Here is a 15,762-nt window from a genome sequence, read left to right as displayed (position 1 = left end):
CCTGGTTAACATCTAGGAAACGAGCGGGTCACCGACTGGAAACGACCCATTCCTAGGGTGAGCCCAATTCGCACGCCGAGGAGGATGGATGTTCAACAACGCCGCCGAAGTGAAGCAGTTCATCCAGGACAACGACGTGAAGTTCGTCGATGTCCGATTCTGCGACCTGCCGGGCGTACTGCAGCACTTCTCCGTACCTGCGGCGACCTTCGACCCGTCCGAGACCCTGATGTTCGACGGCTCGTCGATCCGCGGCTTCCAGGCCATTCACGAGTCCGACATGGCCCTCGTGCCGGACCTCGCCACCGCCCGCCTCGACCCGTTCCGGGCCGAGAAGCACCTCAACATCAACTTCTTCATCCAGGACCCGGTCACCGGCGAGGCCTACAGCCGTGACCCCCGCAACGTCGCCAAGAAGGCCGAGGCCTACCTCGCATCCTCCGGCATCGCCGACACCGCCTTCTTCGGACCCGAGGCGGAGTTCTACGTCTTCGACTCGGTGCGGTTCGAGACCAGCGCCAACGCGTCCTTCTACCACATCGACTCGGAGGCGGGCGCCTGGAACACCGGCGCCGCCGAGGGCGACGCGCGCGGCTACAAGGTCAAGTACAAGGGCGGCTACTTCCCCGTCCCGCCGGTGGACCACTTCGCCGACCTGCGCGCCGAGATGTCGCTGGAGCTGGCCAAGGCCGGCCTTGAGGTCGAGCGCCAGCACCACGAGGTCGGCACGGCCGGCCAGGCGGAGATCAACTACAAGTTCAACACCCTGCTGCACGCCGCCGACGACCTGATGCTGTTCAAGTACATCATCAAGAACGTCGCCTGGCGCAACGGCAAGACGGCCACCTTCATGCCGAAGCCGATCTTCGGCGACAACGGCTCGGGCATGCACGTCCACCAGTCGCTGTGGAGCGAGGGCTCGCCGCTCTTCTACGACGAGCAGGGCTACGCCGGCCTGTCCGACACCGCCCGCTACTACATCGGCGGCCTGCTCCGGCACGCCCCCTCGCTGCTGGCCTTCACCAACCCCTCGGTGAACTCCTACCACCGCCTGGTCCCGGGCTTCGAGGCGCCGGTCAACCTGGTCTACTCGCAGCGCAACCGCTCGGCCGCGATCCGCATCCCGATCACCGGATCCAACGCCAAGGCCAAGCGCATCGAGTTCCGCGCGCCGGACCCGTCCTCCAACCCCTACCTGGCCTTCTCCGCCATGCTGATGGCCGGCCTCGACGGCATCCGCAACAAGATCGAGCCGCTGGAGCCGGTCGACAAGGACCTCTACGAGCTCGCCCCCGAGGAGCACGCCAACGTCCCGCAGGTGCCCTCCTCCCTCCCCGCCGTCCTGGAGGCCCTGGAGGCCGACCACGAGTACCTCCTCGCGGGCAACGTCTTCACCCCGGACCTGATCGAGACCTGGATCGACTTCAAGCGCACCAACGAGATCGCCCCGATCGCCCTCCGGCCCCACCCGCACGAGTTCGAGCTGTACTACGACCTGTAGGAAGCACCCACCCTGCGGGGGCGCGGACGCCACGTCCGCGCCCCCGCGGGCGTTTCCGCCGGCGGGCGCGGGTCCGCGCTCGCGGGTGCGGGGCCCGCCGGCGGGAATCCGCTTGCGGGGTGGGTTGGACGGGGACATGGGAAGCAGGAGCGGCGGGGTGACGCCGACGGTGTACGTGTGGGTGGACGTGGAGGCGGACGGGCGGAGCCCGGGGCGGCGCTGCGGGAGTTCGGGCGGTGGGTGGAGCGGGTGCGGACCGGGCCGCAGGGGCGGCGGTACCGGCCGGTGATGGTGGCCTACCCGGCGGTGTACGACTGGCAGTTCCTGTACTGGTACCTGATGCGGTTCACCGGTGCCAGCCCGTTCGGGCACTCCGGGTGCCTGGACCTGAGGACGCTGTACGCGGCGCGGGCGGGGGTGCCGTTCGCCGGGATCGGGAAGCGGTCGATGCCGCCGGAGCTGCTGCCGGACCTGCCGCACACCCACTACGCGCTGGACGACGCGCGGGAGCAGGCGGTGCTGTTCGCGAACCTGTGGGAGTGGCAGGGGGCTACTCCGGGGTGAGGGCGAGGACGGCGAGGTCGTCGGCGAGCAGGCCGGCGAACCGGTGGACGTCCTGGGCCAGGAAGGAGACCACCCGGTCGGGGGCGGTGCTGCCCAGGGCGGCGAGGCGCGGCGCCAGCGGGTAGAAGGCCCCGGCGCGGTCGCGGGCCTCGCTGACGCCGTCGGTGTAGAGCAGGACGGTGTGGCCCGGGGGCAGGGCGACGGTGGTCGGTTTGGCGGGCTCGTCGTCGGGCCCGAGATGGCCGAGGCCGAGCGGGAGCTCGTCGGCGCAGGCCACCGGGGCGACGGTGCCGGCGGCGAGCAGCATCGGGGTGGTGTGGCCGCGGTTGACGATCTCCACGCAGTCGGCGCCCGACCGGTACTGGAGCAGGACGGCGGTGACGAAGAGCTCGTCGTCGCCGCGCTCGGCCGCGTCGCGCAGCACCGCGCGGTCCAGCTGGTCGGCGAGCTCGACCAGGCGCGGGGTGTCGTGAGCGGCCGCCCGGAAGGCGCCGAGCACGTCGGCCACCGTACGGACCGCGCCGAGGCCCTTGCCGCGGACGTCGCCGAGCAGCACCCGGACCCCGAAGCGGGTGTCGCACACCTCGTACAGGTCGCCGCCGACCAGCACCTCCGCCTGGGCAGGGCGGTAGAGACCGGCCACCCGCAGGCCGCCGGTCCGCTCGGGGACCGGCCGCAGCACGGTGCGCTGGAGGGTCTCGGCGACCGTACGGACCTGGAGCAGGTTGCGGTTCTGCCGGGTGCGCTGCCAGGACAGGGCGGTGCCCATCACCCCGGAGAGCAGGGTGGCGATGTAGACCCAGACGTGGTGCTGCTCGTTGATGTGGCCCGCGCGCAGGGCCAGCAGCAGTTGCAGCGCCAGCGAGCCGCCGGTGGCGCCGGCGGTCAGCACCGGCCCGTAGCTGAACGCGGCCACCACCGGCAGGGCGGTCAGCAGGAAGCCCGCGGCGACGGCGTCCGGGACGACGGCCTCGGCGATCAGGTCGACGACCAGCAGCAGGACGGGCAGCCAGGGCACCCAGCGCGGCACCCTGGATTGCGCGACCGCGAGCTGCGGCGGGCGGGGTGCTGACACGGCGGGGACCTCCTGGCTGGTCGGCCTGGCCGGTCCGGGAGGAAAGGCCCGGAATGGCCGGTTCGTCCCTCCATGGTCCCCCACGAACGGGCCCGGTCACGAACGGCCGAGCGTCCCGGATTCCGGGGCCGGCGGGGCCGGCCGGGCCGACGGCGGCCCCGGAAGCACAGGGCCGACCGGGGTCAGCGAACGGTTACCAGCAGGGACTCGAAGCCGCGCAGCACCAGGCGGTCGCGCCGGGTGGGGACCCCGCCCAGGGCGAGCCGGGGGAAGCGGTCGAGCAGCGCCGGTATCGCGACCTCGGCCTCCAGCCTGGCCAGCTGGTAGCCCAGGCAGAAGTGCTGGCCGCCGCCGAAGCTGAGCGGCTGGCTGTCGGTGCGGGTCGGGTCGAACGCCTCCGGGCGGTCGTAGCGGGTCGGGTCGTGGTGGGCCGCGCCGATCAGCAGGGTCACCCCGCTGCCGGGCGGGACGGGCAGGCCCTCGACGCTCAGGCCCTCCTCCAGCGCGACGCGGCCGGTGGCCTGGACCGGGGAGTCGAAGCGCAGCACCTCGTCGGTGAAGCCGGCCGGGGTGACGGCGCCGCTGCGCAGCCCGGCGGCCGCCCCGGGGTGGCGGAACAGCAGGGCGAGGCCGTTGCCGAGCAGGTTGGTGGTGGTCTCGAACCCGGCCACCAGCAGCAGCACCAGATTGGCCAGCAGCTCCTCGGCGGAGAGCCGCCCGTCGTCCTCCGCGGCGATCCGGGCCAGGTCGCTGACCAGGTCGTCCTGCGGACGGGCCAGGCGTTCTGCGGCCAGCTCGGTGAAGTACCCGGACAGCTCGTCGGCGGCCCGGTCGGCGTCGTCCAGCTCGTCGAGGTCCTGGATGACCTCCAGGGCGACGGTCAGGTCGGCGGCGAGGCCGCGGAAGCGGTAGCGGTCCTGCTCGGGGACGCCGAGCAGCTCGCAGATCACCCCGACCGGCAGCCGGAAGGCGAAGGCGTCCATGAAGTCCACCGGCGAGCCGTCGGCGCCCTGCTCGGCCATCCCGTCCAGCAGCCGGTCGACCGCCGCCTCCACGGCCGGGCGCAGCGCGGCGACGCGGCGGGCGGTGAACACCGAGGCGATCAGCGAGCGGACCCGGGGCTGGTCGGGCGCGTTGCGCTGGAGGATCGAGCGGCCGAACAGGGCCAGTGAGGAGTGCGCGGCGAACTCCGGGGCCAGGCCGGCCATCATGTCGGCGGTCGCGACACCGAAGGCGGGGGTGCGCAGCACCTTGTTGACCGCCGCGTACCCGCTCACCACGTACATCCCGTCCCCCGCCGGGACCACCGGGCCGAGCTCGTGTGCCCTCGCGTACAGCGGGTACGGGTCGGTCCTCACCTCCGCGGTCATCAGCTGCTCGATGATCGTCGCGCCGTCCATCCGGTGCTCCCCTCCGAAGACGATGGTTCCCGGCTCGTGAACCACCGGCGGGTACGCCGGAGTTCCCGTCCGGGCGGTTCGGACGCGGGCCCGAGGGCGGGCCCTCGATAGGCTGGCCGGCATGGAGATCTGGATCAATCCGCGCTGCAGCAAGTGCCGGACGGCGCTCAGCGAGCTGGACGGCGCCGGGGTGGAGTACACCGTGCGGCGCTACCTGGAGGAGCCGCCGACGGCGGCCGAGCTGGAGCAGGTGCTGGAGCGCCTGGGCCTGGAGCCCTGGGACATCACCCGCACCGGCGAGCCGGTCGCGAAGGACCTGGGGATGAAGGAGTGGCCCCGGGAGGCGGGCGAGCGGGCGCGCTGGATCGCTGCTATGGCCGAGCACCCGGTGCTGATCCAGCGGCCGATCATCACCGCGGACGACGGGCACGCCGTCGTGGCCCGGACCCCCGAGGCCCTCAAGTCCGTCCTGCCGTAGGACGGTTGGCCGTTCCCGACGGCCGTTCCCGACCGCCGTTCCCGACCGCCGTTCCCGACCGCCGTTCCCGACGGCCGTTCCCGGCGGCCGGTCGCGACTGCCGGTCGCGGCTGCCGGTCGCGGCTGCCGGAAACGTCGGGACCTGTCAGTGGAGCCGGGTCGTCTCCACCGGCCGGCCCGGCTGCCAGTTGTGGACCAGCAGCTGGTCGCCCTCCAGGGCGGTGTGCACCACCTGCTGGAGGTCCAGCCGGAACAGGTGGAACGGGGTGGGCGGCGGCTCGGGCAGCTCGGCCGAGAAGGCGGCGATCTCGTCCTCGTCGGTGACCTCCACCGCGCGGCCGGAGAGCTTGGAGTCCCCGCCGGCCATGGTCTCGTCGCCCGGGTGGGCGTGCAGCGCGAAGCGGGCGTCCCGCTGGAGGTCGCGCGCCTTGACCGCCTGGTACATCGATCCGAGCCAGGCGTCGGCGCCGATGAAGTTGACCTCCGTCCCGCTCACCCGGGGTGAACCGTCCCTGCGCAGCGTCGCCAGGACGTGGTGCTTGTTCGCCTCGAACCGGGCCCGTACCAGGGCCGCGAGTTCGGGGGCCTCGTGCTCGAAATCCTGCCAGGTAGCCATGGCGCCAGTCTGGCAGCCGACACCGACAACCGCCGGGTACGAGCGGCCGGGTGCGGCACGCGGTCCGGACCGGGCGTTGTCGGCGGCCGGTGCCACACTGGCGGGGTGACCACCACGACCACCTACATCGCGTTCCTGCGGGCCATCAACGTCGGCGGCCGGACGGTGCGGATGGAGCGGCTGCGGGCGCTCTTCACCGAACTGGGGCTGGGGAACGTCCGCTCGTACATCCAGAGCGGCAACGTCTTCTTCAGCACCGACGGACCGGACCGGGCCGCGGACCGCGCCGCGCTGACCCGGCGGATCGAGGAGCACCTGGAGCGGGCGCTCGGCTACCCGGTGCCGGTCATGCTGCGGACGGTCGACGAGGTAGCCGGGCTGCTCGCCGCCGAGCCGTTCCGGGGCGTCGAGGTGACGCCGGACGTGCGGCTGGTGATCGCCTTCCTCTCCGAGCCACTGCCGGCCGAGCTCGCCCGCCCGCACCGCTCGGCGAGGGGCGACGTCGAGGTGCTCGGCGCCGATCCCGGGGCCGCGTACGTCGTGGTCCACCTCCAGGACGGCAAGTGGGTCACCAAGGACATGTTCGGCAAGGGCTACCGGGGGTCAGTCACCTCCCGGTTCCTGCACACCACGGAGAAGATCCTCGCGGCCGCCCGCAAGGCCTGACGGCCCGTCCGGCGAACTGGAACCGCGTCCCCGGTCCGGGCGTCTGGAGTGCAGTGACGTACGAACCGAGCGCCGGAGCACGGCGTGATCTGGACAGTCCGAGCCGGTCGATCCGACAATCGGGCCATGACGCAGCCTGAGCTTCCCACCGGCCAAGCCCGGCCCTCCGACGCCGAACGGGAAGCGGCGCTCGGGGTGCTGCGCGAGGGCGCGGGCAGCGGCCGGCTGTCGCACGACACCTTCCTCGGCCGGATGGAGATCGTCCTCCAGGCCACCAGCCGCGCCGAGTTGGACGCGGCGGTGGCCGGGCTGCCCACCGGCGGGCCGGTGGAGCGCTTCGTGCTGCGGGTGGTCGGCCGGGTGTCCGGCTTCGGCGACCGGCTGAACCGGGCCTGGCACACCGAGCGACTGCCCGGGCTGAGCCTCCCGCACTCCGGGGCCGGGCAGTTGACGATCGGACGGATCCCCGGCTCGGGGCTGCGGCTGCACGACGCCTCGGTCTCCCGGCACCACGCGCAGCTGCGGCACGAGAACGGCGGCTGGGTGCTCTACGACCTCGGCTCGACCAACGGCACGCACGTGAACGGGCGGCGGATAGCGGGCGGGGTGCCGGTCCGGCCGGGCGACCAGGTGCGGTTCGGCAACCTGGAGTTCCGGCTCGCCGCGCACTGAGGATCAGCCGGTCACCGGCGGACGGTAGCGCACCGGCGGGGGCCCGCCGGTGAATTGTCCGTGGTGGGTGCGAGGATGCGGGCATGACCCAGGAGACGGCGCTCACCCCCGATGTGCTGGTCGAAGCCCGGGAGCGGGCTCGCGAGTTGATCCGGTGCGGCTTCCAGGAGCCGGACGAGATAGCCGAGTCCCTGGTCGAGGTCCTCGACGACCAGGGCCTGACACAGGAGGAGGCGGAGCGGATCGTCGCTCCGCTGTGGACCGAGCGGCTGGCCGAGCAGTCCGAGTGGCCGCAGACCACGGACGTGGACCGGCTGGAGGAGGCCTTCGACGCGCTGGAGGAGCAGGGCATCGTCGCGGCGATGGACTTCACCTGCTGTGCGGGCTGCGGCTATGCGGAGATCGGCGACGAGGCCGATGAGGATTCGTACGGCTTCGTCTTCTTCCACCAGCAGGACACCGAGGCGGCCGCGGCCGGGCTCGGACTGATGCTGCGCTACGGCGGGTTCCGGGCCGGGGACGAGCCGGGCGAGGTGTCGGAGCGGCGGACGGTGGAGGTCGGCCGGGCCGTGGTGGCCGCGTTGGAGGCGGTCGGCCTTCCGGTGGAGTGGGACGGTTCGCCGCACACGGCGATCCGAATCGCTCCGCTGGAGTGGCTCAACCGCCTGCCGGAGTAGGCGTCGGGAGCACAATCCCCCATGGGACAAGGGAGTTGGCACACCGACCGGTTTTTTGCATATGCCTGAGGCCAATGCCACGCGCGTAGATCGACGGCCCGCGAAAAGAGCCGCGGGTCAGTCGACGACGCTCCCCAGACCGCCGAGGCCCTCGCCGAAGATGCTCAGGTTGCCGCCGACCGGCCCGCCGCCGACCGCTCCCCCGCCCAGGTCACCCGACGGCCCCCACAGCGGCGCCGTGCAGCGCTGGTAGGTCGCCTGCCAGTGCGGCCAGTTGCGGGCCACGTCGTCGTCGCACTCGGCCAGCAGCCGCTCGACCGTCGCCGGCTCCACCCCGTCCAGCAGCCAGGCCAGTGCGTCCGCGGTGCCCGGGCCGTCCGCCGAGCGCAGCAGGTCGAGCAGCTCGCCCAGGCCGCCGAGCCGGGAGTTGTCGGTGACCACCCGCTCCATCCGGGGCAGCAACTGCCGCTCCTCGATCCGCAGATGGGTCTCCAGCCGGGCCGCCAGGTCCTCCATCGCGTACGCCACCGGCCAGGCGCTGCCGGTGTCCCGGCTGGCGATCCGGACCAGCGTGGTGACCCGGGTGAAGGAGTGGTCGAGGTTGTGGTGGTCGGCCTCCAGCCAGTTGAGCAGCAGCCGCAGCTCGGGCGCGAAGCGCCGCACGATCGGCCAGATCCGGGTGTCCTGCTGCTCGTGGTGGCAGGTCAGCATCGCGGTCATGAAGGTCCAGTGCCGCAGCAGCGCCTCGCCCTTGTGCTCCTCCTCGGGCTGGAGCAGCCGCAGCGCGTTGGGCAGTCGGGCGAGGTCCCGGCGCAGTGCGGCGTGCACCAGCCGCAGCCCGGCGAACCGGGCGATGAGCGGCTCCTCGTCCGCGGTCCGCCCGTACGTGTCCGTCCCCCGGGAGTCGGCAGCGGACTTCGCCTGCGCGGGCACGGAGGGAGCGGGCTGGGGCAGCAGGTGGATCGGCATGAGGCTCTCTTCACGACGTGGCAGGACGGCTGGGGCGGCCCGTGATGGCCGCCCAGCCAAGGTGCTCGCAGTCGATCAGAAGCGAATCAATGTCCGATTGACGCGCAGGTCACGGGCCTGCGCATGGACCGAAGCCCGCCCGCCGAACCACCCCCCGGGTCAGTCCGAGGCGGGGCCCGCCAGGTTCTTGGTGAGCCACTGCAGGATGTCCGGGATCATCTTCTTGAAGTCCGAGGTGAGGTGCTTGCCACCGGGCTGCTCGTAGTACTCGATGGACACCGGCGGGACGGCCTTGGCCACCCAGCTCTTGACGACATCCTTCTCGTAGCCGTTGGCGCCGCCCGCGGTGACGTACATCTTCACGTCGGCCTTGCCCTGGGTGATCAGCTGGTTGGGGCTGTTGGCCGCCTTCTCGGCGTCGTGGCCCTTCCACAACCCGGAGTCCGGGATGAAGTAGCCGTCGATCGGCACCGCGGCCTTGTAGACGTCCGGGTGCTGCAGGGCCATCTTGGCGCTGCAGAAGCCGCCGGTGGAGGCGCCCATCACGCCCCAGCTGTCGCGGCCCTTCAGGGTGCGGAAGTTGGCGCGGACCCAGTCCGGGATGTCCTCGGCCATCCAGGTGCCCATCTTGGGCTGGCCCGGGATGTCGGAGCAGTCCAGCGCGTTCTTCTCGTCGCTGTTGAAGTTCTGCACCGGCATGATCATGATGAACGGGTGGGCCTTGCCCTCCTTGACCAGCCGCTCGTCCTCCTCCTGGATCGGCAGCTGGTTGTCGGTCCAGGTGTTGTAGCCGTTGCTCTGGCCGCCCGCATAGAGGGTGAGCACCGGGAAGCCGGTCTTGGCGTACTTGGGGTCGTTGTACTCGGGCGGCAGCCAGACCCAGACCTGGCCGGTGACACCGGACTTGGCGCCGGTCACCTTGGTCATCATGATCGGGCCGGCCGCGGTGTCCCGGACCTTGTTCATGGCGGGGGCCGGGCCGGTCGGCATCTGCACCGCCCCGCTGGCCGGGGTGGGCTGCTCGGCGGAGGGCACGGCCGAGACGGCGGTGCCGGCGGTCGGGCTGCCCGCACCACCGGTCGCCGCCGGGGTGCCGTCCGCCGAGGCGTTCCCCTTCCCGCCGCCGGAACTCCCGCAGGCCGCGAGCGAGGCGGCCAGGGTGAGGACGGCGGCGCCGGTCAGGACGGCACGGGAACGGGACGACTGCCTAAGCACGGTGAGAACTCTCCGACCGATGTCACGCCCGGTCCGTCTGACCGGGCGGCGGCCCCCCGGTGGGGCCGGACAGGCCCGGGGGCGCGGTGCTGGTGCGGTCCCCGGAGTGGTGGGCGCGACGTCGCTTACGGAAGCGCGCCTTCCTGCGATCTTATGACGTGGGCCAGGGTGGGCCGGTTGCGAGGTAGCCACCGGAAATCCAATGTTTGTTCGCGATCAGGTAAAGGCCTTCACCCCTCCCGCCGGACGGCGGGGGCCGGACGGCGGGGGCCACAGCCGCCCACCGGCCGGGCCGTCCGGTTTTTGGGTGCTTTGACCAGTGACGGCGGCCCGCACATCCGGAACGATCTCCTCAGCACGCCCGGAGAGTGACCGCACCGGTACCCGTCCACCGAGGAGAGCACCATGTCCGAGCAGATCACCGCCGCCACCGCCGGAACGGCCCCGGCTGCCGGAGTCGCCGTCGTCACCGGGGCCGGGAGCGGAGTCGGCCGGGCCGTCGCGGTGGAGCTGGCCGCGGCCGGGTGGCGGGTGGTGCTGGCCGGACGCCGCGCCGAGCCGCTGCGGGGGACGGCCGCGCTCTGCGCCGCCCCGGCCGAGGTGGTGCCGACCGACGTCACCGATCCGGCGGCGGTGGACGCGCTGTTCGCGACGGCCGTCGAACGCCACGGCCGGGTGGACCTGCTGTTCAACAACGCCGGCACCTTCGGCCCGGCCGTCCCGGTGGAGGAGTTGGCGGTCGAGGACTGGCGGGCGGTGGTCGACCTCAACCTGACCGGCGCCTTCCTCTGCGCCCGGGCCGCGTTCCGGCAGATGCGGGCCCAGGCCCCGCAGGGCGGCCGCATCATCAACAACGGCTCGATCTCCGCGCACGTCCCGCGCCCGCACTCGATCGCCTACACCGCGACCAAGCACGCGATCACCGGTCTGACCAAGTCGCTCTCGCTGGACGGCCGTCCGTACCGGATCGCCTGCGGCCAGATCGACATCGGCAACGCGGCGACCGACATGACGGCCGCGATGAGCGCCGGGGTGCGGCAGGCGGACGGCCGGATCGCACCCGAGCCGACCATGGACGTGGCCGATGTGGCGCGGACCGTACGGCATATGGCCGGGCTGCCGCTGGAGGCCAATGTGCAGTTCGCCACCGTGATGGCGACGGCGATGCCGTACATCGGGCGGGGCTGAGGACCCCGGCGGCCTGTACGCCCTCACCCGTCGCTACCCGTCGTGCGATTGACGCGCTCTCCGATCTGCGGGCCGGAGGTTCTGGCCCGTACCACGCGTTGTGGCACGACCGTGGCTTCCTGCTTCAACGACCAGTGCCGGCATTGCCGTCGGTCTTACCGAGTCTCCACGGGCTTTCGAGCCCGAAGGCTCCGCTCCCGCCCGCCGAAGGTACCTGACTCACTGTTCGTACGGCGGCTGGCCAACCCTCCGGAGTCCGGCTTGGAACTCTCGCTCGAAGGAGGGACCCCCGTCAGCCCAGGCTGACGGGGGTCCCAAGGGGTCGCAAGAGGTCGCAAGGAGTCTCAAAGGGTCCCGGGGCTACGGCTGCCAGGTGTCGTTCAGCGTGACGTTCCCCGAAGCGGGCGCGGTCGCCGTCCGGTTGGCCCCGGACTCCCAGGTCACCGCCCCGCTCGCGTCCTTGCGGACGTACTTGTACTGGAAGGACGTGCCGCCCGGCAGCGAGAGCGCGAGCGACCAGACCGGGTAGCCGGCCGAGGAGAGCGGCAGCGCCTTGGCCGGGTCCCAGCCACCGAGCGCGGGGACGTCGCCGACCACATAGATGTTCTGACCGTACGAGGTGGTCGCGTTGACGTTGAAGGAGGCGCCGGAGACGTTCGTCCCGGGCTGGACGTACAGCGCGACCGCGTCGCCCGCGCCGACCGTCGCGGTGAACTGCCCGTTGGCGCCCACCTGGTACGTCGGGCCGGTGCAGCCGCCGCCCGGCCGCGGGTCGCCGTGCTGGACGTCGCAGTACGTCCCGGCGGGCAGCCCGGTCTGGAAGGTCTGGGTGATCGCGCCGCTCTCGTGGTTGATCGCGACGTAGCCCCGGTTGCCGCGGCCGAAGGCGATCGCGTTGTTGCCGTTGGACCACCAGTCGGTCACCCCGGTGCCCGCGACCGCGTTGCGGAAGCCGACCATGTTGGCGATCTGCCGCCAGGCGTGGGTGCAGTTCCAGCCGTCCTGGTAGCAGGCGTTCACGGTGCCGCCGTTGGGCGGGCCGTCGTCGTTGTTGGTGAAGCTGTAGCCCGAGTAGATGTTGGGCGAGCCGTAGGTCGAGGCCAGCAGGAAGACGTTGGCCAGCGTGTAGGTGTTGCCGTAGGTGTAGTTGAGGGTGGAGCCGTTGCGCTCGGTGTCCCAGTTGTCGATGAAGCTGCGCGCCTGGCCGCTCGGCAGGTAGCCCCAGGAGGCGCCCCAGCCGCTGAGGTTGGCGAGCTTATCGCTGGTGAAGACGCGCTTGAGGTCGGTGCCGACCCGGAACTCGTCGACGTCGCCGTTGCCGGTGTACTCGGAGGGCTGGATCGGCTCGCCGGCGCCGTAGATGACCTCCTGCACCCAGTAGGCGTTGGGGTTGGCCATCTTGGCCTTGATCGCGGCGAGATCGCCGGCCGCGATGTGCTTGGCGGCGTCGATCCGGTAGCCGTCGACGCCGAGCGAGCCCAGGTCGTCCAGGTAGTGCGCGATGGTGGTCTGGACGTAGGCGCTGCCGGTGTCCAGGTCGGCCAGGTTGACCAGTTCGCAGTCCTGCACGTTGGTGCGGTCCTGGTAGTTGGTGATCGGCTGGCGGCAGGTGTGGAAGTCCTGGTCCTGGTACGTGCCGGGGTAGTTGTACTTGGTGTACACCGTGCCGCCGGTGCCCGTCCCGGAGCCGGCCGTCATGTGGTTGACGACGGCGTCGGCGATCACCTTGACCCCGGCCGCGTGGCAGGTGTCGACCATGTTCTTGAAGGAGGTGCGGTCGCCGAGCCGCCCGGCGATCTGGTAGCTGACCGGCTGGTACGAGGTCCACCACTGCGGGCCCTGGATGTGCTCCTGGGGCGGCGAGACCTCGACGAAGCCGTAGCCCTTCGGGCCGAGGGTGGAGGTGCAGGCCTGGGCGACCGAGTCGAAGCGCCACTCGAAGAGGGTGGCGGTGACGTCCTTGCCGTTGTTCGCGGGCGGGGTGGCGTGGGCGGCGGGGGTGCCGAGGCTCCCGGTGAGCGAGAGCGCGAGCGCCACCGAGGCGGCGAGCGCACCGGCCGCGCGGGCGGGCCGGCGGGTGGGGGTGGTGACCACGTTGTCTCCATGGGGGGTGGCTGGGGTGGGGCAGCCGGGATGAATCTCTGAATCCGGCGCTGCAAGAAAATTCTGTAACTTGCCGGAAACTTTCAGAGAACTTAGAGCCATGGAAAGACAGCGTCAAGGTAACCGACAGAAACGTTTCCGCATCAGTATCCGGAGTTCAGTATCCGGAGTACGGCATCCGGAGTACGGCGAAGGCCCGGCAGCCGTGGCTGCCGGGCCTTGCCTACCGACCGGACGTCAGCTGGTCTGGACGGAGGTGTCGTCGATCACGAAGCTCGTCTGCAGCGAGGAGTCCTCGGTGCCGGTGAACTTCAGGGTGACGCTCTGGCCCGCGTAGGCGGAGAGGTCGAAGGTGCGCTGCTGGTAGCCGGCCGCGGCGTCCACGTTGGAGTAGGTCTTCAGCGTGGTGCCGTTCACCGACACGGTCAGCTTGTCGTACGCGGTCGAGCCCGACTCGGCGGTGTCGATGTGCAGCCAGAAGCTCAGCGTCGCCTTGCAGCCCGCCGGGATCGTCACCGTCTGGGACACCGTGTCGGTGTGGGTGCTGCCGTAGCCGTTCAGCCACGCCTTCCACGAACCGCCGTGCGCCGCCTGCGAGGAGCTGTTGTCGACCACGCCCGAGCTCGCCGTCCACGGCGCCGCCGTGCCCGTCTCGAAGCCCGGGTTGCCGAGCAGCTGCGCCGGGGTGCAGGTACCGCCGCCACCACCGGTGACCGCCCAGGTGAAGCTGGTGGTCCCGGTCTTGCCGGCCGAGTCCTTCACCGTCACCGTCACGTTGGAGTTGCCCGCGGTGGTCGCGGTGCCGGTGATCACGCCGGTGCTGGCGTTGATGGCCAGGCCGGCCGGCAGGCCGGTGGCCGAGTAGGACAGCGGAGCCGTCCCGCCCGAGGCCTTGATCTGCAGGTTGACCGAGCCGCCCACCGCGGTGGACTGGTTGCCCGGGTTGGTGACGGTGACGCCGCCCGGGTTGGGCAGCGAGCCGACGTTGACCGCGGCCCAGGCGGTGGCGACCTGGTTGTACTCGGTGCTGTTCGCGCCGTACAGGTCGGTGGCCGCGTTCAGGGTCGCGGTGCGGGCGGCGGCGTAGTTGGTGGTGGAGGTCATGTAGGCGGTCAGCGCCTTGTACCAGACCTGCAGCGCCTTGTCCCGGCCGATGCCGGTGACGGTGATGTTGTTGACCGTCGGGCTGTTGTAGCTGAAACCGTTGATGGTCTTGGCGCCGCTGCCCTCGGACAGCAGGTAGAAGAAGTGGTTGGCGACACCGGACGAGTAGTGGACGTCCAGGTTGCCCACGCCCGAGTACCAGGAGTCGGCCGAGGAGCCGTCCTTGGAGGGCTTGTCCATGTAGCGCAGCGGCGTGCCGTTGCCGTTGATGTCGATCAGCTCGCCGATCAGGTAGTTCGGCGGGTTGGCGGGCAGGTTGGCGTAGAACTCGACGCCGGTGCCCATGATGTCGGAGGTCGCCTCGTTGAGGCCGCCGGACTCGCCCGAGTAGTTCAGGTTGGCGGTGGCCGAGGTGACGCCGTGGCTCATCTCGTGGCCGGAGACGTCGAGTTCGGTGAGCGGGTGGGTGTCGCTCGCGCCGTCGCCGTAGGTCATGCAGAAGCAGCCGTCGTCCCAGAACGCGTTGACGTAGCCGGTGTCGTAGTGGACCCGGCTCATGGCGCCGACACCGTCGTTCTTGATGCCGCTGCGACCGAAGGAGTTCTTGTAGAAGTCCCAGGTGACGGCGGCACCGTACTGGGCGTCCACGGCGGCGGACTGACGGTTGCTGACCTGGCCGTTGCCCCAGGTGTCGGTCGAGTTGGTGAACAGCGTGCCGTTGCCGGAGGTGCCGTTGGCCATGTCGGTGGTGTACTGGCCGCCGCGGGTGGCGTCCTTGAGCTGGAACTGCGAGCCGCTCTGGGTGGTGGTCAGCGGAACCTGACCGACGAACACGCCGTTGCCGCTGCCGCGCTTGATGCCGTCGGCCTTGCTGAGCACGTCACCGGTCTTGGCGTCGGTGACGACGTGCAGCTTGCTCGGGGTGCCGTCGGACTCGCGGCCGTTGACGACCGTCTCCCAGGCGAGCTTCGGGGTGCCGTCGGCGGCCCAGACGACCAGGCGCGGGGCGGAGTCGACCGAGCCCTGCTCGGCGGCGAGCGCGGCCTCCTGGGCCTTCGGGGCGGCCAGGGCCGGGGTGGTGTCGACGCCCGCGAGGCTGGCCTCGCTGGCCTTGGTCACGCTCTTGGTGGCGCCGGCCGCGTCCTGGTGGACGATCAGGTCGCCGCCGAGGACGGGGAGTCCGGCGTAGGTGCGCTCGTAGCGCAGGTGGCGACCGCCGTTGGCGTCCTGGACAACGTCCTTGGTGACCAGCTTCTCCTTGCCGTCCAGGCCGAGGGCCTGGGCGAGGGAGGCGGTCTGCTGGTTCGCCGAGGCGATCAGCGCGGCCCGGGTGGTCTGCTGGGCGGCGACGGCGGCCGGCGCGTCCGGGGCGGCCTGGGCGATCACGGGTATGCCGGTGACCAGCAGCGCGGTGGTGGCGGCCAGGACGACCGCCGCCTTCCGGGTGTGAGCGTAACGGGACATGCGGACTCCTTTTCCGACCGGCGCCGGTTCGCGCGCGGTGGAGAGAACCTGGGCCGCGGGGTTGCGGCGC

General features: G+C 71.4%; 14 protein-coding genes. 7 read left to right on the top strand and 7 right to left on the bottom strand.

Annotated elements, in window-relative coordinates; genetic code table 11:
* Positions 1-88: 88 nt before the first annotated feature.
* Together glnA and ACZ3UD_RS00130 are read left to right on the top strand one after the other, a co-directional pair.
* Positions 89-1,501, top strand: a complete 1,413-nt coding sequence (glnA, locus tag ACZ3UD_RS00135) for a type I glutamate--ammonia ligase (RefSeq protein ID WP_380609181.1) — start codon at positions 89-91, stop codon at positions 1,499-1,501.
* 177 nt (positions 1,502-1,678) lie between these two features.
* Complete coding sequence (locus tag ACZ3UD_RS00130) at positions 1,679-2,065, top strand: hypothetical protein (RefSeq protein WP_465580478.1); 387 nt, start codon at positions 1,679-1,681, stop codon at positions 2,063-2,065.
* Here ACZ3UD_RS00130 and ACZ3UD_RS00125 read toward each other — a convergent pair.
* Both ACZ3UD_RS00125 and ACZ3UD_RS00120 read right to left on the bottom strand, forming a co-directional pair.
* Positions 2,052-3,140: a PP2C family protein-serine/threonine phosphatase gene (locus tag ACZ3UD_RS00125; protein ID WP_465580476.1), complete on the bottom strand. Its 1,089-nt coding sequence runs from the start codon at positions 3,138-3,140 to the stop codon at positions 2,052-2,054. The two genes, ACZ3UD_RS00130 and ACZ3UD_RS00125, sit on opposite strands and share 14 nt — an antisense overlap.
* A 182-nt stretch (positions 3,141-3,322) precedes the next feature.
* The gene (locus ACZ3UD_RS00120; RefSeq protein ID WP_465580474.1) at positions 3,323-4,540 is read right to left on the bottom strand and encodes a cytochrome P450; all 1,218 of its coding nucleotides are present in this window, start codon (positions 4,538-4,540) and stop codon (positions 3,323-3,325) included.
* 121 nt (positions 4,541-4,661) lie between these two features.
* Here ACZ3UD_RS00120 and ACZ3UD_RS00115 point away from each other — a divergent pair, with 121 nt between their 5' ends.
* The gene (locus tag ACZ3UD_RS00115; protein WP_465580472.1) at positions 4,662-5,018 is read left to right on the top strand and encodes an arsenate reductase family protein; all 357 of its coding nucleotides are present in this window, start codon (positions 4,662-4,664) and stop codon (positions 5,016-5,018) included.
* Between the two features lie 145 nt (positions 5,019-5,163).
* Here ACZ3UD_RS00115 and ACZ3UD_RS00110 read toward each other — a convergent pair whose 3' ends face one another.
* On the bottom strand, positions 5,164-5,634 hold the full coding sequence (locus ACZ3UD_RS00110) for a pyridoxamine 5'-phosphate oxidase family protein (RefSeq protein WP_465580470.1): 471 nt from the start codon (positions 5,632-5,634) through the stop codon (positions 5,164-5,166).
* A gap of 105 nt (positions 5,635-5,739) precedes the next feature.
* On the opposite strand from ACZ3UD_RS00110, the gene ACZ3UD_RS00105 reads away from it, so the two are divergent.
* The 3 genes from ACZ3UD_RS00105 (at position 5,740) to ACZ3UD_RS00095 (ending at position 7,649) form a co-directional block, all read left to right on the top strand.
* Entirely contained in the window at positions 5,740-6,300 is a 561-nt protein-coding gene (locus ACZ3UD_RS00105; protein ID WP_465580468.1) for a DUF1697 domain-containing protein, read from the top strand.
* A gap of 126 nt (positions 6,301-6,426) precedes the next feature.
* Positions 6,427-6,972 (top strand): FHA domain-containing protein, encoded by a 546-nt coding sequence (locus ACZ3UD_RS00100; protein ID WP_465580465.1) that lies wholly within the window; start codon positions 6,427-6,429, stop codon positions 6,970-6,972.
* A gap of 83 nt (positions 6,973-7,055) precedes the next feature.
* Entirely contained in the window at positions 7,056-7,649 is a 594-nt protein-coding gene (locus ACZ3UD_RS00095; protein WP_465580462.1) for a DUF6891 domain-containing protein, read from the top strand.
* Positions 7,650-7,766: 117 nt separating this feature from the next.
* On the opposite strand, the gene ACZ3UD_RS00090 is transcribed toward ACZ3UD_RS00095, so the two are convergent.
* Both ACZ3UD_RS00090 and ACZ3UD_RS00085 read right to left on the bottom strand, forming a co-directional pair.
* Positions 7,767-8,618 carry a hemerythrin domain-containing protein gene (locus tag ACZ3UD_RS00090; RefSeq protein WP_465580460.1) on the bottom strand — a complete coding sequence of 284 codons (852 nt, stop codon included), beginning with the start codon at positions 8,616-8,618 and terminating at the stop codon, positions 7,767-7,769.
* Positions 8,619-8,777: 159 nt separating this feature from the next.
* Entirely contained in the window at positions 8,778-9,833 is a 1,056-nt protein-coding gene (locus tag ACZ3UD_RS00085) for an alpha/beta hydrolase (RefSeq protein ID WP_465580458.1), read from the bottom strand.
* 405 nt (positions 9,834-10,238) lie between these two features.
* Between ACZ3UD_RS00085 and ACZ3UD_RS00080 the strand changes: the two genes are divergently transcribed.
* Positions 10,239-11,021, top strand: a complete 783-nt coding sequence (locus ACZ3UD_RS00080) for an SDR family oxidoreductase (RefSeq protein WP_465580456.1) — start codon at positions 10,239-10,241, stop codon at positions 11,019-11,021.
* 360 nt (positions 11,022-11,381) lie between these two features.
* Here ACZ3UD_RS00080 and ACZ3UD_RS00075 read toward each other — a convergent pair whose 3' ends face one another.
* Both ACZ3UD_RS00075 and ACZ3UD_RS00070 read right to left on the bottom strand, forming a co-directional pair.
* Positions 11,382-13,115: a carbohydrate-binding module family 20 domain-containing protein gene (locus tag ACZ3UD_RS00075; protein ID WP_465580454.1), complete on the bottom strand. Its 1,734-nt coding sequence runs from the start codon at positions 13,113-13,115 to the stop codon at positions 11,382-11,384.
* Positions 13,116-13,361: 246 nt separating this feature from the next.
* Positions 13,362-15,692, bottom strand: coding sequence for a M4 family metallopeptidase (locus ACZ3UD_RS00070; RefSeq protein WP_465580452.1), 2,331 nt, complete (start codon positions 15,690-15,692; stop codon positions 13,362-13,364).
* Positions 15,693-15,762: the final 70 nt, after the last annotated feature.

The organism is Kitasatospora sp. NPDC023118 (genome assembly GCF_055560875.1).
The sequence above is the reverse complement of the archived record's forward strand: the minus strand, read 5'-3'. Positions and strand labels throughout refer to the sequence as shown.